This window comes from Paenibacillus sp. Y568 (genome assembly GCF_059445545.1).
This window is the reverse complement of the sequence record NZ_JCAIUM010000015.1, coordinates 1-18,514: the sequence shown is the minus strand read 5'-3', so window position 1 is coordinate 18,514 and position 18,514 is coordinate 1. Positions and strand designations below refer to the sequence as shown.

Annotated in this window: 16 protein-coding genes and 2 pseudogenes; 8 read left to right on the top strand and 10 right to left on the bottom strand. The window is 42.2% G+C overall.

Going from position 1 to position 18,514, the window contains the following annotated elements; all coding sequences use genetic code 11:
- Positions 1-109: 109 nt before the first annotated feature.
- On the bottom strand, positions 110-1,663 hold the full coding sequence (locus AC1D7X_RS19030) for an amidohydrolase (RefSeq protein WP_495457501.1): 1,554 nt from the start codon (positions 1,661-1,663) through the stop codon (positions 110-112).
- A gap of 119 nt (positions 1,664-1,782) precedes the next feature.
- Between AC1D7X_RS19030 and AC1D7X_RS19025 the strand changes: the two genes are divergently transcribed.
- Positions 1,783-2,202 (top strand): hypothetical protein, encoded by a 420-nt coding sequence (locus tag AC1D7X_RS19025; RefSeq protein WP_495457502.1) that lies wholly within the window; start codon positions 1,783-1,785, stop codon positions 2,200-2,202.
- 277 nt (positions 2,203-2,479) lie between these two features.
- Here the strand turns inward: AC1D7X_RS19025 and AC1D7X_RS19020 are convergent, their stop codons facing one another.
- On the bottom strand, positions 2,480-3,370 hold the full coding sequence (locus tag AC1D7X_RS19020; protein WP_495457503.1) for an aldo/keto reductase: 891 nt from the start codon (positions 3,368-3,370) through the stop codon (positions 2,480-2,482).
- Between the two features lie 83 nt (positions 3,371-3,453).
- Complete coding sequence (locus AC1D7X_RS19015; protein ID WP_495475939.1) at positions 3,454-4,227, bottom strand: SDR family NAD(P)-dependent oxidoreductase; 774 nt, start codon at positions 4,225-4,227, stop codon at positions 3,454-3,456.
- An 86-nt stretch (positions 4,228-4,313) separates the two neighbouring features.
- Here AC1D7X_RS19015 and AC1D7X_RS19010 point away from each other — a divergent pair, with 86 nt between their 5' ends.
- Complete coding sequence (locus AC1D7X_RS19010) at positions 4,314-4,991, top strand: spermine/spermidine synthase domain-containing protein (RefSeq protein ID WP_495457505.1); 678 nt, start codon at positions 4,314-4,316, stop codon at positions 4,989-4,991.
- Here the strand turns inward: AC1D7X_RS19010 and AC1D7X_RS19005 are convergent.
- Complete coding sequence (locus tag AC1D7X_RS19005) at positions 4,988-5,473, bottom strand: GNAT family N-acetyltransferase (RefSeq protein WP_495475938.1); 486 nt, start codon at positions 5,471-5,473, stop codon at positions 4,988-4,990. The genes AC1D7X_RS19010 and AC1D7X_RS19005 overlap by 4 nt on opposite strands.
- Before the next feature lie 162 nt (positions 5,474-5,635).
- On the opposite strand from AC1D7X_RS19005, the gene xerS reads away from it, so the two are divergent.
- Both xerS and AC1D7X_RS18995 read left to right on the top strand, forming a co-directional pair.
- Positions 5,636-6,721: a tyrosine recombinase XerS gene (xerS, locus tag AC1D7X_RS19000; protein WP_495457507.1), complete on the top strand. Its 1,086-nt coding sequence runs from the start codon at positions 5,636-5,638 to the stop codon at positions 6,719-6,721.
- A gap of 350 nt (positions 6,722-7,071) precedes the next feature.
- A complete protein-coding gene (locus tag AC1D7X_RS18995; protein ID WP_495457508.1) occupies positions 7,072-8,328 on the top strand; it encodes a DUF5050 domain-containing protein in 1,257 nt (418 codons plus the stop codon).
- A 441-nt stretch (positions 8,329-8,769) separates the two neighbouring features.
- Here the strand turns inward: AC1D7X_RS18995 and AC1D7X_RS18990 are convergent, their stop codons facing one another.
- Together AC1D7X_RS18990 and AC1D7X_RS18985 are read right to left on the bottom strand one after the other, a co-directional pair.
- Complete coding sequence (locus tag AC1D7X_RS18990) at positions 8,770-9,345, bottom strand: GNAT family N-acetyltransferase (RefSeq protein ID WP_495457509.1); 576 nt, start codon at positions 9,343-9,345, stop codon at positions 8,770-8,772.
- Between the two features lie 123 nt (positions 9,346-9,468).
- Positions 9,469-9,663, bottom strand: a complete 195-nt coding sequence (locus AC1D7X_RS18985) for a hypothetical protein (protein ID WP_495457510.1) — start codon at positions 9,661-9,663, stop codon at positions 9,469-9,471.
- A 143-nt stretch (positions 9,664-9,806) separates the two neighbouring features.
- Between AC1D7X_RS18985 and AC1D7X_RS18980 the strand changes: the two genes are divergently transcribed.
- Complete coding sequence (locus AC1D7X_RS18980; protein WP_495475937.1) at positions 9,807-10,325, top strand: DUF2243 domain-containing protein; 519 nt, start codon at positions 9,807-9,809, stop codon at positions 10,323-10,325.
- A gap of 25 nt (positions 10,326-10,350) precedes the next feature.
- On the top strand, positions 10,351-11,139 hold the full coding sequence (locus AC1D7X_RS18975; protein WP_495475973.1) for a cytochrome c oxidase assembly protein: 789 nt from the start codon (positions 10,351-10,353) through the stop codon (positions 11,137-11,139).
- Positions 11,140-11,767: 628 nt separating this feature from the next.
- Here the strand turns inward: AC1D7X_RS18975 and AC1D7X_RS18970 are convergent.
- Both AC1D7X_RS18970 and AC1D7X_RS18965 read right to left on the bottom strand, forming a co-directional pair.
- Complete coding sequence (locus tag AC1D7X_RS18970) at positions 11,768-12,640, bottom strand: GNAT family N-acetyltransferase (protein ID WP_495457512.1); 873 nt, start codon at positions 12,638-12,640, stop codon at positions 11,768-11,770.
- Positions 12,641-12,864: 224 nt separating this feature from the next.
- A complete protein-coding gene (locus tag AC1D7X_RS18965; protein ID WP_495457513.1) occupies positions 12,865-13,752 on the bottom strand; it encodes a LysR family transcriptional regulator in 888 nt (295 codons plus the stop codon).
- Between the two features lie 112 nt (positions 13,753-13,864).
- Here AC1D7X_RS18965 and AC1D7X_RS18960 point away from each other — a divergent pair, with 112 nt between their 5' ends.
- Complete coding sequence (locus AC1D7X_RS18960) at positions 13,865-15,250, top strand: MFS transporter (protein WP_495475936.1); 1,386 nt, start codon at positions 13,865-13,867, stop codon at positions 15,248-15,250.
- A gap of 100 nt (positions 15,251-15,350) precedes the next feature.
- Positions 15,351-15,476, top strand: a pseudogene (locus AC1D7X_RS18955) (transposase); the annotation flags it as partial.
- Between the two features lie 295 nt (positions 15,477-15,771).
- Here the strand turns inward: AC1D7X_RS18955 and AC1D7X_RS18950 are convergent.
- Together AC1D7X_RS18950 and AC1D7X_RS18945 are read right to left on the bottom strand one after the other, a co-directional pair.
- On the bottom strand, positions 15,772-17,319 hold the full coding sequence (locus tag AC1D7X_RS18950) for a stalk domain-containing protein (protein ID WP_495475935.1): 1,548 nt from the start codon (positions 17,317-17,319) through the stop codon (positions 15,772-15,774).
- Between the two features lie 640 nt (positions 17,320-17,959).
- A pseudogene (locus AC1D7X_RS18945) lies at positions 17,960-18,271 on the bottom strand (transposase); the annotation flags it as partial.
- Positions 18,272-18,514: the final 243 nt, after the last annotated feature.

Here is an 18,514-nt window from a genome sequence, read left to right as displayed (position 1 = left end):
GTGAATTTTTCATATGTTGAAATATTGTCTTTAGTCTCAAATATAAGCCCACAGGTTTGGTTAAAAGTCCACCATCTGAGGGCTAATTTGTTATTGGATATTTTTATCTTTAATTCCTACGATATACGATAGATCCATTGACCACAGTCATCGCTATTCCCTTTTCCAGCCACGTATTAGGTGTGTTAAGAAAGGGATCCATTGGCAATATGGTGAAATCGGCAGTATACCCTTCTCTAATCATTCCTCGATCATGCTCATGCCCACTCACATAGGCACTTCCTGTTGTATATAAAGATATGGCATCATAAACACTTAAACGCTCTTCTGGGTGATATACAGTTCGACTTGGATCTTCTGAACTCATCCGAGTTACAGCGGTATACATTCCAAGGAGGGGTGAGACTTGTTCTATTGGAGCATCTGATCCCCCTGCACAATGGAGTCCGTTGGCAAGCATCGTTTTCCACGCGTATAATTTGAGATCAGTATCATATCCAATACGTTCCATTACCCACGGGAAATCAGATGCGACGAATGTAGGTTGAATATCGATCACAATGGGTAATAACTGTATTCGCTCAAGTGATTCCTGACTTAGTACTTGTCCATGAATTAATCGATCTCTTGTTCCAGCACATGCAGGATGCCGTTCAATAACATCTAAGACCTTCTCTGCAGCAAGATCACCAATCGCATGTACTGCAATAGGTAATCGATAGGATCTAGCCTTTTGAACTAAAAGATTGAGTTCTTCATCGTTATGGATCGCGATTCCATTGGTACTCCGGTCATCTGCATATGTATGGCTTAACAGCGCTGTCCGCCCTCCTAATGCCCCATCTGCAAAGATCTTTATCGCTCCAAATTCGAGAAATGGCGATTCTATATCCATAGCTTGTCCTTCATTCTTCCACTCATCAACAACCAAATGATGTACTAGAAGATGCGCTCTGAAGTTCATAGATTCCTCATGAATAACCTGATTGAATGCATGGATTGTATTGTAGCAGCTTCCATAATAACTTAAGTCTTCTGTATGTCCCCCAACCAGCCCTTGACTCCAAGCATGCTGAATGCCCAATCTCAATGCTTCTTGTAGATAGGATTCCGTTACCGCAGGAATAGCATGAAGTATCTTGTCTTGTTCAGAATCTTTAAAAATACCATCTTGCGGAGTACACTCGATTCCCGTATCTTCCATTGCCCGAGTATTTACAACTAATACATGTCGGCAAATTCGTCTCAATATAATAGGATGATGTGGTGCTACTAGATCCAACAATTCTTTTGTGATTGGACTGGTATCCTCCCAACGATTCTCATTCCATCCCTCTGCAATAATCCAAGAATCTACGGGTGCTACTTCAACGCGAGCCGCAACAGCTTGGAGGACTTCTTCTCTACTATTCATCTGAGACAGATCTAACTTTAGAAAAGACTCTCCATGTCCAATCAGGTGCATATGACTATCTACAAAACCAGGAAACAGGGTAGCCCCATCAAGATCTATCACTTTATCCATTTGTCCTTGAAATCTATTTGTTAAATCTTCTATAGTCCCTGTAGCAATGATTGTGCCATGCTCGGTATAAACAGCTTCTACCGTATGTCCTTCGGATTCCATTGTATATATTGTTCCATTCCACCAGCACTTGCCCATGATGTATCTCCTTCTATGTATCTCGTATGGATTCAATATAGAATTATTGCCTACTCGTGTCAATTATCATCCAGTTCAAGAACATATGTTAAAATAGATTCAGTAGGAAGAGCGGTGATTTGATGAGAAGAATAGCAACTATCGTATTAGGTATTAGTTTGTTCGTTCTAAGCGCATGTTCAAATCAAGAAGCAAATGTATCTATTGTTGACTCCATGAAGTCTGAATCGATTCAATTGACTGAAATGAAGACATCGAATGAACCTGAAATTAATGACATTGTCCCAATTGGTTACCAACTCGAGAACGGAGAAGTCATCAAAATTTATGAATTCGATTCGACAGATCAACGGGAATCGGGTCAGCAACAGTTTCAGAAGACTCAGCAGTTACTCAGTTCCCATGCGCCCATCATATATGATGCAAAGAACTTCCTCATACTTTATTACAGCAACGTTAATTCGGCAACTCAAACCCCTGATCTGAGTGAAACCACATATGGTAAACAAATAGAAAAGGCAATCAAACGAATTCAATAGCTTTCGCCTACAAGTAGTCGAGTTGAAGGCTACTTTTTTTATTGACTAGCACGACATGTTCATCTAGGATTCCTTTATTCCTGAATTGTTGTGAATAGATACGTACGAACGAAAATGGTTAGTCTGAATGTAACTAAAAATATAAATTTGATTTGTTATTGTGAATTTTTCATATATTGTATTTTTATCTATAGGTGTGTAAAAAAAGGGTTGACCTTAGGAACCTTTAAGGTCAACCCTTTTTGCAGCATATTTTAATCATAACTAGATCAGCTTGTTATATTTCCCCAACCCAATCTTCCCGTGCGACCTCTCTCCAACGTGCTCGAATTTCATCGTATATGGATTTAGGTAGAGGCCCATTTTCAAGAAGTTCTGCGTTTTGTTGCCAACGATCTGGATTATTAGTCCCTACAATCGCTGTATGTACACCTGGTGTGCTTAAGGCGAAACGAAGTGCAATATCGACGTCCTCTTCAACATTTTCTAAGAAATCATAACTTAATTCAAGTAATCGTTCCCAATAAACATAAGGATAGGCTGTTTGAGGTAATGTATCATAGCGCCATGCTATGTTAGCCACGGGTCTTTTTGCAATAACCCCCATATTCAGCCTCTGCGCCTCAGGTAACGTCATATCAATAGCCTCTTGGTCTGCGATGTTCACAGATATCATCAGGCTATCGAAGGCTTCTGTTTTTACAGCATATAATGCATCTGTTGTATCTCCGCTATACCCGATAAAACGTGTCTTTCCTTGTTCCTTCGCACGCTGAAGCACTTCAATAACAGCCCCTTGACGTAACACTTCCTCGGAACAACTATGTAAGTGAATGACATCTACATATTCCGTATTTAATCTTTTTAAGCTGCGATCTATGCTTTTCTCAAGGAGTACTGGGTCCCAATCTGGATAATCTAACCCTGCTGCATGTCCACATTTCGTAAACAAATAGAAGTCATCACGACGTGAAGCCAATGCTTTTCCAATTAACTCTTCACTCTGTCCGTAACATTCAGCGGTATCAATCATGTTCAGGCCTGCATCCAAAGCGCTATTTAACAGCTTTTCTACTTTATTGAGGTCTTGTTCCTGCCCAATCTCTGCTCCACCGAAACCCAGAGCACTTACTTTCATTCCTGTTTGTCCAAATAATCGCTGCTCCATCAAGTTACCCCCTTATTATGGATCGTCACTATTTTCATTACCCCATGGCTATCCAATTGAAAGCTACCTAGTATGTTATGCGATCAAAATCCATATATGCTCATTCCACCATCAACCAACAAGGTCTGACCTGTCATATAATTAGCAGCATTGGATGCTAGAAAAACAACGGGACCTACGACTTCCTCCAATTGTCCGACTCTTTGAAGTGGGGTACGATCCACAATATCTTGTAGATACTGTTCATCATTTAATAATTTCTCCGTTAGTGGCGTTCGGAAATACCATGGACCTACACTATTGACTAGAATGCCATACTTACCCCACTCCAAAGCTAGAACTTTGGTCATATGTATTAATGCCGCCTTCGTCGCACCATATACTACACCAGTACGGAGTGCAGTATGACCTCCAACAGAAGAAATATTAATAATCTTTCCTCCACCATGATCCTTCATATATTTCCCTGCGATTTGCGAGGCCATAAAAGCTGATTTCAAATTGGTCTGCATAATAGTATCCCACTGTTCATCTGTCACCTCAAGCGCTGGGGTTCGAATGTTCATGCCAGCATTGTTGACAAGTATATCTAGACGTCCCATCTTCTGAATGACCTGTTCAAATGCTTCCTCTAGCTCTAATCTTACCGTAATATCTGTCGGTATGATCATGGTTCTAACGCTCGTAAGATCCTTTATGATTGCAGCAGTCTCTTCTAAATCCGATGCTGTTCTTGCGATCAAAGCCACATGACACCCCGCTTCCGCTAACCCAATGGCAATAGCTCGTCCAATCCCTCTTCCCGCCCCTGTAACTATAGCTGTCTGTCCTTGCAATGAAAAAGAAGGTAAATACATCTTATCGTCTCCTTACCCTAGATTTGACTTTCATACTTTTCTGATCATAAAATTAATAGGTAACTATATTAAATGAGGTGACGTCAATGAACCATTACGATTTACCACTTGAGGTGATTGAGAGACACGCCACACCACGCGGCGAGATTCAACTACAACGAAGAGGAGACTTCTTCGAAATCATTAGCAACGGTACCTTTCTGATGGCTACATATAATGGTGAGTCGGAGAAACTTCTCCTTCGCGAGCCATTAAAGCGTACATCACATCCAGCTTCCGTTCTAATCGGTGGGCTTGGTGTTGGTTATTCTCTACAAGAAGCTCTTTCAGATCCACGTGTAGAGAAGGTCACAGTTATCGAGATCGAAGATAAAATCATCGAATGGAATCATTCTGTACTTTCCCCTGTTACGGATGGTGCGGTCAACCATCCTAAGAGCCACATCGTGCATGCGGATTGCTTGCAATGGCTTGCCGAGCATGATGAGCAGTTCGATCTAATATGCTTAGACATCGATAATGGTCCAGACTGGAACGTATACGAGCAGAATGAGACATTATATAGTGATTATGGTCTTGCCTTGTTAGCACGTCATCTTCGCCCGGATGGATGTCTATCTTTCTGGAGTGCTACTTCTTCTCCGGAATTTGTTACGACTTTGAAACGACACTTCAACATCGTTGATGTTCTCTATGTACCACAGGAACGCGGAGAGCCTGACGCTATTTTCCTTACACAACAACCCATTCTCCAAGTGAACTAAGACTTGAAATATTGACTTAGGTTTCCGTTATCTGAACGGGTCTTTTGTCTGAAATCACCACCGGTGTAGGCACTAATTATCTTTTGCCAGAAAGCTTGCGCCGGGGTGTTACTACTCACCTGAGTCACCTTCCAATTTCCCTTATACCGCTGAAATAACTCATTCGCAGCCCATGTTCCTAATCCGGTACGACGGTATTTTTTCATAATAAAAAACTCCGTCATGTAATACTCCCCCTCAAAAGGGTTGTGAAGTTCCTCAACTAATGCGAAACCTGCCGGTTTATTGAGATAGGTAATGAGGTAGGCATACTTACCGTCCTTATGGTTCCAATACATTTCCAAATCAGGGTAATCATCGAACTTGCCTCGAGCATTCACATCCATATCCAAGTAACTCGTGAAATCATACAAATAGAACTGCATTAAGTAATCGATAACTTCCTTACGTTCATACGGGACCAATTCCAGCTTCATTTCCATAGTATCACTCCATTGGTACTTAACTTATCTAGTATCACTACTATATAACTTTGAGCACCCCCTCGCAATGTAGCCCATATCTCCCTCTCACACGAATAAGACTTCTCACTTTCCCTATGGTAAAATAGACTATAGAGTTCTAACCATCAAGGGGTGATGTCAGTGAATATCCAAAAAATAAGTGATCGTAAAAAGTTAGATGAAAAAGTGCTCGGCATGCCTTGGTTTGTGCAGCAGTTCATTGATTATAAGTTACCTGATCTATCTCCATCCACACTACTTGAATATATTCGAGATTACGAAACGTTCTTCAATTGGTTACGAGGCGAACTACTCTCCGAAGCCGATCATAATACAAAAGTTACGTTAACAGAACTTGAAATGCTACGTATGGAGAATGTGGTAAGTTACCGACTATATCTAACCACTCGACTAGAAGGTGCCAATTCAAAAGTTACGATTTCTCGAAAACTATCTTCTCTACGTTCTTTATTTCATTATTTAAGCCAGATTGCTGAGGATGAGGAATTCTATCCCCTTTTGAAACGGAATATTATGGCCAAGGTAGAGGTTAAACGCATTCACAAACCCAAGGATACTGCAGCTAAGTTGAAAGGTAAAATCCTTGAAGAGGACGAATTACTTGAATTCATAGGTTATATTCTTGAAGGTTATGGGGTCGACGTTGCTGACAACAAACAAGCCATGTACTCGTATGAACTCAATAAAGAACGCGATGCTTGTATTGCCAGCCTTATTTTGAATTCAGGATTACGTGTCTCTGAGGTCATTAATCTGAATATCGAAGATTTGGATTTCAATAATAAGATGATATACATATTCCGTAAAGGGAATAATGACGAAACCTATAAAACACCCGTCTATTTCCGTGAACAGGCAAAGGATGATCTAGCCTTATATCTCAGTCTCCGGCATGCACGATATCATGCACCTAAGAAAGAGAAGGCACTATTCCTCACAATCCCTAATGGGCAACATGAAGGAAAACGAATGACCAAACGTGCCGTTCAAGCCATGATAATTAAATATGCGACCCGCTTCGGTAAACCGTTCCTGACCGTGCATAAATTACGCCATTCTTTTGCAACAGACTACTATCTTCAGAACGATATCTATAAGACGAAAGAACAGTTAGGTCACGCTTCTACGGAAACGACCGAAGTCTACGCGCATCTAACCGATAAGACGATGTCCGAAGCGATTGAGCGACGGGTGGAGTCAACCTAGGATGGGTGAGTAATAAGTTTAGGTAGGCTATAAAAATGGATAGAGACATCAGAATACATCTGATTCTCTATCCATTTGTATCATGTTCACGGACAGGGATCCTATCGCTAGATTATGTACTTAGTAGATATCATTCTTTTACAAGATAGGATTAACGGTTGAGAGGCGTTCTGCGACACCAGCTAGTTTATCTATGGTTCTAGGAAGGCAACCTTTTATATGGTAATAACGATGTCGTTCACACCTTTTCTCGAGTCGCCATACTCTGCTAGTTCCCCGGAATCCATTCAACTTTTCTTAATGTGAAACGTCTTATATTACATAACTATTTGAGAAAGAAGGTTTCACTAATGAAGAAATGGATGTTGGTTCTGCTTTCCTCTTTCTGCTTATTAGGTTCTGGCACAAGTGTCGTTAATTCCGCTAATAATCCACAAATCACGATTAACGTAAATGGAGAAATGATCACATTCGATGTGGAACCTATTAATGATCATGGTACAATACTTGTCCCCCTCCGCTTCGTTATAGACAAGCTTGGTGGTAAAATTGTCTCTTGGAATAATAACGAGTTGATCTTAGCGAAAGACACAACAACAATTACATTACATATCGGCTCTAAAATTGTACAAAAGAATCAAGAGCAATTTATGCTTACGACCGCACCGCAATTAATAGGCGGAAGAACGTTAGTACCGCTTCGGTTTCTCTCCGAGGCATTTGGTGCAAGCATAAATTACATCGATAATAACGTGTCGATTGGTACACCTTCAGCTATTCATCTGTCCCCAGCTATCAGTGGTAATTCCATAGGTAACCTTAACAATAGGGGCTGGTATGTAGGTGAGGGAGATTGGATTTTTTTCAACAACCAAAGTGACCACGGTAAGCTTTATAAGATAAAGGTAGATGGTACCGAAAGCCAGAAAATCGCTGATGACTATGGTGACCACTTGAATATTGTTAACCAGAAGCTATACTACATAAGTGGCCACAAACTGATCAAATCTAGTCTAGATGGAACAAACCGTAATCTCATGGCAGATTTCGGTTTAGGTGGGCCACACTTGATGTCTGTTGTTGGAGACTGGATTTATTACACGCAAGGAAATTCTATGTTTATGCCTCTATATCGCATGAAGACGGACGGAACATCTAAACAATTACTTGAGAAGAATGAAGTATCCAGTATCGCAGTGATCGATGGGAAAATTTATTACACTATCTATCTCACCAAACTATTTGTCATGGATATTGACGGAAGCAATAAAAGGAAATTATTAGATAACGGTTCTGTTTCAGCACTAGATGTTAAAGATGATTCTTTATTCTTTAATAACAATGGAAAGCTATACATGATGGGTACGGATGGAACATCTTTAACTAAGATTTCCGATCATGATGCTCGAGATATTAACATTCATGGGGATTGGCTATATTACAGCAATTATTCCGAATACAGCAAGAAATTATATCGGATCAACCTCGTTGACCATTCAACTCAAAAAATCGGAGATGATAAAACATTTTATCTCAACATCATAGGAAACAAGATAATCTATAGCAATCCCTATGAAAGAATCACGAAGCAGATCCCTATTGAATGATCAAAAATAGACGAACCCTTTTTAATTGGGATTCGTCTATTTTAGTTTTAAAATCTATCATTGTGTAAGGAACCTTGATCTGATTAAGTATTTACCTATCCAATATCCAATTACCCAAGTAAATAAATACACTATAACGTATACAAAGGCTGAACTATTTAAGAGAGTAAACATGATTACAATATAAGTTATTAGTGAGACTGTTAACGATAGAATTACATTACTATGAGTTAAATAACAAAGTGCCCCTTGTATGAGAAATACTACTGGGAAAATTAAAACCACACCAACAATCATTAACGATTTCATATTCAGATCTGTCAAGTTGAACATATTCGTTAAAGATAATATGGATACCAATGACATGATCAGTGCTGGAAATAGTATCGTTATGATGTTTTTCAGACCCATAACATCCCCCTCAATTATCTACCATACGTTCTAATATTCGTATCCCCTTACTTTTGAGTAAATGTTAAGATCCGCTAATTGGTCAGAATCATTCAAATTAAAGTTTCGTAACGTTCCCTCTAAGGTAAATCCTGCTCGTTCTGCCACTCGACTACTCGAAGTGTTTAGGCGGTTACAGCATATCTCAATCCGATTTGCTTCTAAATGAGTAATTGCAAAGGTTGAAATCGCATTTACAGCTTCTGTCATTAGACCTTGCCCTGTACGAGCGGTCCTCAACCAATAGCCGATTTCGAACTTGCGAACTTTCCAATCGATGCGATGGAGTCCACTACTTCCTACCAACGCACCAGAATCTTTATCAAATAAATGCAACACTAAATCTGTACGCTCTAAGAAATTTAATCTAGCTTTTCTTATGTATGCTTCTGATTCTTCTGCTGTAGGTATATTCTTCACAAACGGTAACCATGGGCGCATTTCATTAACACTTTCTCTGATCGCCTCGTTCACAGCAGATCCATCACCCCACTGAGGAGCACGAATGATAAGACGATGACTTTCAAACTCTTCTGGAAATGACAGCAAAATGGGATTCGTACTCATTAACCTCTCTCCTACTCTATCCATAAATTTTCAATATTATATCATAAAAGAAATGAATAACTCTATGGTATTTACCGCTTCAACTTATACGAAAAGGAATATATTCAACAGCTCGTATCTTTTTTAATATAATCTCATTCCTAACCAAATAACTGCGCCTAATGCGATAAAAGTAGCTAACGAGACAAAGATGACATAACCCTTTTTAGTAGCTGTAACCGAATGTTTATCATAAAAATCAGGTTTCCTACCCATTCCGATCCACAACTCACCAATTAGGTTTACGACTACAATAGAAAAGTTCTTAATAATCCCCACCCGTGCCACCTCCAATTTCAATTCCAACTATACAGTAATATCCTATATTTATATAACTATTCTGTATATAAATGATGATTTTAGGAACATTAAGGTAAATACGTAGAACTAATAAATGTTATAGAAAAGAAAAGGAGTAGCAAATGAGTACTACAATAAATCGCCACCAAAATAATTCAAATATTTCGAATCGATCTGTGTACTCCAATAGAAATATATGGTCTGGGATTCTATTTGGACTCGGGTTAGTTGGCTTTATTGATGAAGTTGTATTTCATCAGCTATTACATTGGCACCATTTCTACGACAAATCAACGACAGACATTGGATTGGTGTCGGATGGTTTGTTCCATGCTTTTAGTTGGTTTGCGACTATTGCTGCTTCGTTTTTATTAGCAGACTTACACCGCAAACAAGCTTACTGGTTCAAAAGGTGGTCAGGAGGTGTGTTTCTTGGGGGAGGGGTTTTTCAGCTATACGATGGGACTATCCAGCACAAATTAATGACGTTACATCAGATTCGTTATGTGGATAATGTGGTTGTTTATGATTGGATCTGGAATATCTTAGCTATCATCATGATTATAATTGGTGCCACTCTCATCATTCGTACGAGAAGCACACGACAACATGGAGAAACTGTTGCTCATGAATCACAATAATCACAGTGATAGCGTGGGAACTAACATGAACCAAGTAGCAGAGATAATACCTCAGCTACTTTTAGCACTACCTTTTGTAATAGTGTTGATTCTATATATTGGGGCTGTCATCATCTCCAATCAGCATCATAAGCCATGGCCGCTATCTCGAACTGTCTACTGGTTTTTTGGAATTTTCTTCGCTGTAATATCAGTGATAGGACCCCTAGCACATCAAGCCCACATGGATTTCACAGCGCATATGCTCGGTCATTTACTCTTGGGGATGCTAGCTCCACTCCTTATGGTTCTCGCTGCACCAATGACACTAGTACTACGAACAATAAGAATCACTTATGCAAGACGTCTTACACGTATTCTAAGGAGTTGGCCTTCTCGCATGTTTACCCATCCTGTTGTTACATCTGTTTTAAATATAGGAGGCCTATGGTTATTGTACACAACCAACTTATACTCCCTTATGCACGAGAGTACCGTTTTGAATGTCATTGTGCATTTCCATGTATTCATGGCAGGTTACCTATACACAGTATCAATGATTTATATTGACCCAATACTCCACCGGGTTTCTTTTTTATACCGTTCAATCGTGTTGATTATAGCCTTAGCTGGTCATGGCATCCTATCAAAATACATCTATATGCATCCGCCAGCTGGCATACCCTTAGAACAGGCAAACCAGGCAAGTATGGTGATGTACTATGGTGGAGATATCATTGAGTATATTGTTATCTTCGTACTTTGTTGGCAATGGTTTAGAGCGACCAAACCTCGGAGAGGAGTAACTTTGGGGCCAGCTATTGATCAAAGATAATTAACGTATAAGACATTCGGTCCATTTACCTTTCCGCACCCACCATGTATTCGGTTTTTCGCATACATTGGGTCCGTTTACCTTCCCGCATCCACCATGTATTCGGTTTTTCGCATACATTCGGTCCGTTTACCTTCCCACCCCCATCATGTATTCGATTTTCCGCATACATTGGGTCCGTTTACCTTCCTGCCCCCATCATGTATTCGGTTTTTCACATACATTGGGCCCATTTACCTTCCCGCCCCCATCATGTATTCGATTTTCCGCATACATTGGGTCCGTTTACCTTCCCGCCACCAGCATGTATTCGGTTTTTCGCATACATTCGGTCCATTTACCTTTCCGCACCCACCATGTATTCGATTTTTCGCATACATTGGGTCCGTTTACCTTCCCGCATCCACCATGTATTCGGTTTTTCGCATACATTCGGTCCGTTTACCTTCCCGCCTCCACCATATATTCGGTTTTTCGCATACATTCGGTCCGTTTACCTTCCCGCATCCACCATGTATTCGGTTTTTCGCATACATAGCGTAATGACATTGTTAAAGGATGTCATTCCCTCTATCGAAATACCAGCATCGTCATTTTTTAAATAGTGCGTTGTCCTTATCTTAATCAGCTAAATCTCATTAATGGAGATCACATAGTAACGAAACTCAGCAGAAACGTCAAAACCTGTTGACTGATAGAGACTTAATGCGCGTTTATTTTGAGTAACTACGCCTAAACGAATTTGAGAGTACTCTTGTCGTAGCAAGAGATCAACTACCCTTGCAAGAATTTCACGGCCATATCCTCTACCTTGAATTGTGGGAAGCACGCAAAAATCATGAATAACAGCAGTATTCGTATCAACACAATTAACCCTTATTATTCCAATAGGTGTCATATTGGCCTTTGCAATGTAAGTAATACGTGCAGAATCGATAGTACGAGTAAAATACTCCCTAGTCCAAGACTCTGAATCTCCAAAAGCCTGTGATGAACACTGTACCATAAACTCGTAATCCTGTTCTTCTGCTAATCTCAATATTGTGCCCTCTAAACCTAATCTAGTATCTTGTACCCGCTTATGAGTCATAGCGAATTCAGATGTACTAAAGCTAGCCCCTAAATGCTGTATACAATCAATACCAGGCTCAGAGTTTGCTGGAATTCTAATACGACAAGTTTGGATACCCTGTAATAGTTGCATCTCCGATATTGCATGTTGCAGTAAGTCCCGAAAAACACCCTGACGACGAAACTCTGGGTGAACCATACCGTTAATATTTGCTTCAATCCCATCCGAAGTATACCAACTAAGGAAACCGATCAACTGATCTTCAATTTTACAAAGAAAAGCCTCATCTCCATCTATCGCTCTAAGACTTTCTACGCCCACCCTCAAACTTGAACTATCGAATATCTTGCACTGCTGTTCTAGCATTCTAATCTGATCGATCGGTTGACTTGAAAAATCATTCATTTTAATAATTTGATATCCTTGCATGTGCACTGGTCATCCTCATTATGAAGGAATCACGCAGTTTATGGACGATTAGGCGCTATCCTTCTAATTTCTGTCCGATTATTTATGGTTACCATATTAACGCCCCCCTGATAAGCTATAAATTGATTCTAACTGAATGATGAGAAAATACAATGTTGGTTTATTCATCGATTGAATAAACCATCAAGATTATTATTAGATATTCTTCTATGAACGCAGTCTGATTACATTGTCTGTTTGGATAACGTATCGAAATAATCTACAACTACCTCACGGAATTCCTGTGCAGCCTGCGAAATGTACCGACTTCTGTGCCATAATAGAGCTATCTCCCGTACCAATTCGTGATCCTCTACTTGAAGATACTTAATCTCTTCCCGTGAATTCCTTGCTGTGCTTGGTATGAAGGCTATGCCAATCTCAGCTTCCACAAGAGCGCTAAGTCTTGCAGGTTCATCTCCCTCATACACATAATTAGGTATAAATCCTACCGATAGGCATACTGAGTCAATTAAATCACGAGTGCCGTAGCCTCTCTTTACACCCACAAACCATTCATCTCTTAGCTCTGTTAAGGATACACTACTTCGATCTGCCAGCCGATGCCCCTTTGGAACAGCTACAAGGATTGGGTCGATAAACACGGTTAGACATTCGATGTCATCCCCTTCAATAGGAGGTGAGGACAAGCAACAATCAACCTCTCCTCGCTCAAGTAGTGTCACCATTTCCTGTGTGGTTAGCATTTGTACATGAAATTGGATATAGGGACGCTTTTTTCGAAACTCTCGAAGGATATTTGGTAATGCACTTGCGGCGGTCACCGCTAATTCGAGTATGTTATGTTCCGGACTGGATAAATCGTTAAGCTCCTGCTTCCCCTGTTCCAATTCAAACAAAGCCCTTTCTGCACGGCGAAGAAAACTACTTCCGAACTCATTTAATTGCAGCTTCCTACCAATTCGGTCAAACAAAGGAACCCCCAGATCCTCCTCTAAACGTTGAATTGTTTTACTTAGTGACGATTGAGTAACGTGTAGAGTTCGTGCAGCTTCGGTTACATGTTCCAAACGAGCTACTGCGATAAAATATTGTAGTTGAAGAAGTTCCATTTCGCGCCCCCATTCATTCCTTCAAATCAATGAGATTATATCATCAAATGCGTTGGAATCAATAAAGGATTTCAAGTACGATGATACTAACAAGATTTAGGGGTTGTTAAAAATGAGTACTCGCAGCAGGTGGTTAATGATTTCAGTTGGTCTTGGTATATTATTGAACCCTCTCAATTCTTCGATGGTTTCTGTTGCTATCCCGAGTCTGCAACATGTGTTCCGCCTTGATTTCACAGGTGTTTCTTGGATTGTGTTTTCTTTCTATATTACAAGTGCTATTGCACAACCCGTCATGGGAAGGGCCAGTGATTTATTCGGTCGTAGAAAGATATTCCTTACTGGGCTTGTTGTAGCTTTCATTGCCTCATTAGTAGCTCCATCATCACCAACCTTCGGGTGGCTTATCGTGTTCCGCATTATGCAAGCCATCGGAACAAGCATGATGGTTGCGGTTGGAATGGCCATTGTGCGAATTCATATTACGGAGAAACAAGCCACTGCGCTGTCTGTTTTGTCCATATTTCTATCCGGTGCGGCAGCCATTGGGCCCTTTATTGGCGGGGTTATCATCCACTGGTGGGGATGGCCTGCTATCTTTTTTGTCAATATTCCATTCGTGGTGGTGAGCTTTCTATTATCTTGGAGGAATATTCCCAAGGACGAACCGTCAATATCCGTTGTCGTAGGCATGTCCTTTCGTAAATGGTTTGATATGATTGACGTTACAGGGATCCTGCTCTTCACAGTGGGTCTGGTTGTCATGCTCGTAGGATTACTCTCAGCGAAATCATCCAGAAATATTTCATTAGGAAATATCATTGTCGGACTAATAGGCCTCGCTCTTCTGGGGGTATTCGTACTACATGAGTTAAAAACGTCGTCACCCTTCATTCCTTTACGTACATTCGTCAAATATCCTGCTATGACTTGGGTTAATGTCGAATTCATGCTTGTTAATGTACTTTATTACTCACTTTTTTTCGGGATTCCTTCCTACTTACAAATGGTACGTCATGTCAGCGAGTTCCAAACAGGGATGCTCATGCTAACTTTAGGCTTAAGCTCGCTAGTTACTTCTCCATTAGCAGGACGATGGATCGATAAATCAGGACCTCGACCAGCATTACTTGTGTCCGCCATCCTGATGACATTAGGGTCGATATGGCTCGTTACATTGAATCAAACTTCACCTGTTATTAGCGTCTGTTTCGCTTTGGCCGCATTCGGTATTAGCAATGGATTGAACAATGTGGGTTTGCAAACGGCCTTGTTCCAAAGCACAACAAAAGAAATTATCGGTGTTGCATCCGGATTATTTAATACATCACGATACCTGGGAACGATTATCTCTTCCTTACTAGCAGGCATCGTAATGGGAGGTAAGTTCAACTCCGATGGATTTCGAGTGCTTGGAATTATCCTCACAATCATTGCATTGTCTTTGGTAGTGATGAGTTGGAGGCAACGGGAGTCAAGACAATTGAAAGAGTCATAAGTTTTATCAATTTCTAAAAAAACGAACCATAGAGTCGATGGCTGAATCTAATGAAACCTATCACCTTTTACGAACGATTCCATAGTTAGGACACTTAACAGCTGCCATGTTCATAGCTGAAATTGGGAATATAAAAAGGCTCTCATCCGTGAAACAGCTAACCGCTTTCGCCGGTCTTGACTCAGCTGTTCTCGAATCGGGAACCTTCTTTTGTTCAGCATTTTAAATGTTTTTAAACAAGTCCAATACGTTATGAAAATGTATTGAGCTAGTTTAATTTTCATGGGAGTTAAACAAAGCTTAATTTCTTATTTTATTTAGCTGTGCTTAACGTTATGATTTCTATGCTGTTATTATATGGATAAGCTGTAACAGTGACAGCCTTCACGTCGTTACTTATCGCTTCATTTTGCTCGCCATGAGCTGGTCCTTTGAAGCATTAAAGGACATCCAACAAAGCGGCAGTCCTGAACGTAACGTCCGCGACTGCCGCTTTCCTCATTTCCGCGTTAAGCGGCCGTTCAGTCGACGTCCGAGATCTTCCACGCGCCATTTTCCTGCATGAACACGATTCCCGGAGTGCCCGACTTATTGCCGTACGGATCGAACAGGTAGTTGAACGTCACATACGCCAGCAGTGCGCCGCCGGGACGGTCTTCGAACGTCACGGAGCGGACGCCAGTAATGATCCGCTGGCCGATGATCCCGAACGACTGCGCCGGCGTGCCGTTCTTCACGAACAGCCGGCCGAGTGCAGCGGCGTCGCGACCGTTCATGGCGTTTACATAGCCGTTCAGCAGCTTCACGGCGGCCAACTTATTCGCTTCTCCCGCATAAGCGCCTTCATCGAGCAACTGCGGCTTGAAGACGAGCAGCGCGCCGCGCACGCTTGGCGTCCACGTCAGCTGGAAGCCGAACGCTTCCACCGTCGAGCGCAGCGGCAAATAAACGTGTCCCTTTACGATCACCGGCTTGGCGTTCGCACCGGTAAGCTGCTTGCCATTAACCCATAGCGACAACGTAGCGCCGCTTTCTGGGTTGATTCCCTGCGTATCAGGCTGCGTTGAAACGAAGGCGGCTTTATACGCGGCGTCCCATCCCACGTACCAGCCGAACGATTCCGCAAGCGCGCGCATCGGTAGCAGCATGACGCCGCTCGAAACGATCGGCGCAAGCGCCGGATTGTTCACCGCGACACCGTTGATGGCCAGCGTAGAAGCGGCTGGAGGAGCGACCATAACGCTGCGTATAGATCTTATCCAACCGGTGTCGATGGAGAGGTCATAAGTGCCAGGTGTGATCGGCTTGAAGGTGCCGTCAATCGCTTCACCGTAGGCAGGCATCGTGAATTGAAAATCGTACCGTGCTTCGGAGTAAGGCGCGGTATAGACGAGCAGTGCTCTTTTGGACGGATAACCCACGCCCTTCGCTGTCATATAGCCGCCGGATGAGCCGGAGGTCTCAACGAAGATCCGAACCGTTCCTTCATAGTTACTCGCGTCACTGCCCGTAATACGAACCGTCTGTCCGATGGCCGGCTTGCGAGTGCTGACATCTGCCTGCGGAGATACCGCCAGCAATTCGTAAAACTCTTTGATGGCCGTGGCATCCTGGGCGATATATTTATCTTTGCCAACATAGATGAGGACGTGCTGCGAATCCTTGAATTGCAAGTAGATATCGGTGCCGTCGGTTAGCATGACATCGACACTGGTGGCGAAAAAGACGTCCTCGCCGACCAATTGCTCCGTCGACGGCTTTGCGTTCTTAAGCAGCCGGTTCACGACGGCCGCCGTCTTCACAATAGCGCCTTGGTCCGCTACGCGTGAGCCGAACAGCGGCACCCACCGCAGATCGGCCTGCCCCATTTGGACCCGCTGGACCGCAGGCGCTTGAATGGCCGCCGGCTGCGCCGATGACACCGGCACGGCCGCAGTATCGTTTTCGGCGGCAGCCGGCACATTGGCGGCCTTTGACGCTACCGCCCTCGCGGTCCCGGCCGTTCCGGCGGGAACTCCGACGGCGAGTAGCGCCGCCAGGCCGAACATATAGAACCATTTCATTTTCATCTCATCGTCCCCTCCGCCTGATATCAGCTAATAGCTAATTATTTCAATCGTTACACAAGTAATTGGGCAATCCATCATGAATGAGCATTGAACGGTCAATTAATTCACCTCTATTTAATATGACGCTTTTAATTCAATAAAGTTCCATATAGTTGGCTTGATCATTTATTACGTTAACCTGCCCGTCCCTCGGATTACCTTAACGAAAGCAAGGAGCAGCTGCCGTGGCAATCTGCTCCTTGTTTGATTGAACTCCCTCGATACATATAGTTTTCTCACTAATACTCGCTTATTCGCAGGATTTCACCCGGTGGATAAGGGGTGAAAGATCAGAAGGGGAACTCCGTGTAAGACTTCGGCAACATGAAGACGCACGGGAATAGTGGGGAATATATAATCCCCAGATAATTCCATTTAATGCACGCTTTCTCCACGCCACCCTTGGAGGTTATCACTCCCATGTCTCAACGGGTCTGTGCCCTCTCATTCCTTCGTTACGCCTGTCCAAGGGGTGGAGGCCGGTCTTGCTATCGTTACGGGTCTGCGCCCTTTGGTTAAATATATCCGGTACTCCGTGCTTTCTTTGAATCCTGCGAATAAGCCAAAACTCGTGCTACGAAACGGTAGTTATAGGTTAAGCTTAGAGCTGAATAGGCATTGTTTTTGGAGGGTTGTAAGCTTCGCCACTGCGGGCCATCCCTACAAGTATTCGAGCTAACTTGCCACACAATTTCATAATAGACCTCATTTTCTTCATCTTCTTTACTTGTACATTGTAGGCATGCATGGCTTTAAACTCCGAATTACTTGCTACTAAACTCATGGTCATCATAAAGATGAAACGGCGGAGACGAGATCGTCCTCGTTTGCTAATCTTCATTTGTCCAGTCCATTTGCCTGAACTAGCTTCTGCGAGGTTTAGCCCAGCATGGCGCAGCAAGGCATTGCCGTGCACAATCTAATTGGAATGCTCCCGTAAATCTCGGGAGCATTTTCTCATTATCGAACAAAATTTAATCTGGCCGTTATTTTCGAAGAGTAGGATCAATATTCCACCGTTGTGCTGTAAATATGGACCACCGTCAAGAAAGTAGACACTCCGTTAAGAAATTTATTATGCATTCTTCTTCTTTTGAAAGAGCGCAGCAAAGCGAACCGGCGATAAATAACCAAGTTTACTGTGGATACGTTTACG

What these genes read in the sequence shown, in the direction of transcription:
- AC1D7X_RS19030 (WP_495457501.1), bottom strand. Translation starts at nt 1,663, where the DNA reads ATGGGCAAGTGCTGGTGGAATGGAACAATATATACAATGGAATCCGAA.
- AC1D7X_RS19020 (WP_495457503.1), bottom strand. Translation starts at nt 3,370, where the DNA reads ATGGAGCAGCGATTATTTGGACAAACAGGAATGAAAGTAAGTGCTCTG.
- AC1D7X_RS19015 (WP_495475939.1), bottom strand. Translation starts at nt 4,227, where the DNA reads ATGTATTTACCTTCTTTTTCATTGCAAGGACAGACAGCTATAGTTACA.
- AC1D7X_RS19010 (WP_495457505.1), top strand. Translation starts at nt 4,314, where the DNA reads ATGAACCATTACGATTTACCACTTGAGGTGATTGAGAGACACGCCACA.
- AC1D7X_RS19005 (WP_495475938.1), bottom strand. Translation starts at nt 5,473, where the DNA reads ATGGAAATGAAGCTGGAATTGGTCCCGTATGAACGTAAGGAAGTTATC.
- AC1D7X_RS18995 (WP_495457508.1), top strand. Translation starts at nt 7,072, where the DNA reads ATGAAGAAATGGATGTTGGTTCTGCTTTCCTCTTTCTGCTTATTAGGT.
- AC1D7X_RS18990 (WP_495457509.1), bottom strand. Translation starts at nt 9,345, where the DNA reads ATGAGTACGAATCCCATTTTGCTGTCATTTCCAGAAGAGTTTGAAAGT.
- AC1D7X_RS18980 (WP_495475937.1), top strand. Translation starts at nt 9,807, where the DNA reads ATGAGTACTACAATAAATCGCCACCAAAATAATTCAAATATTTCGAAT.
- AC1D7X_RS18975 (WP_495475973.1), top strand. Translation starts at nt 10,351, where the DNA reads ATGAACCAAGTAGCAGAGATAATACCTCAGCTACTTTTAGCACTACCT.
- AC1D7X_RS18970 (WP_495457512.1), bottom strand. Translation starts at nt 12,640, where the DNA reads ATGCAAGGATATCAAATTATTAAAATGAATGATTTTTCAAGTCAACCG.
- AC1D7X_RS18965 (WP_495457513.1), bottom strand. Translation starts at nt 13,752, where the DNA reads ATGGAACTTCTTCAACTACAATATTTTATCGCAGTAGCTCGTTTGGAA.
- AC1D7X_RS18960 (WP_495475936.1), top strand. Translation starts at nt 13,865, where the DNA reads ATGAGTACTCGCAGCAGGTGGTTAATGATTTCAGTTGGTCTTGGTATA.
- AC1D7X_RS18950 (WP_495475935.1), bottom strand. Translation starts at nt 17,319, where the DNA reads ATGAAAATGAAATGGTTCTATATGTTCGGCCTGGCGGCGCTACTCGCC.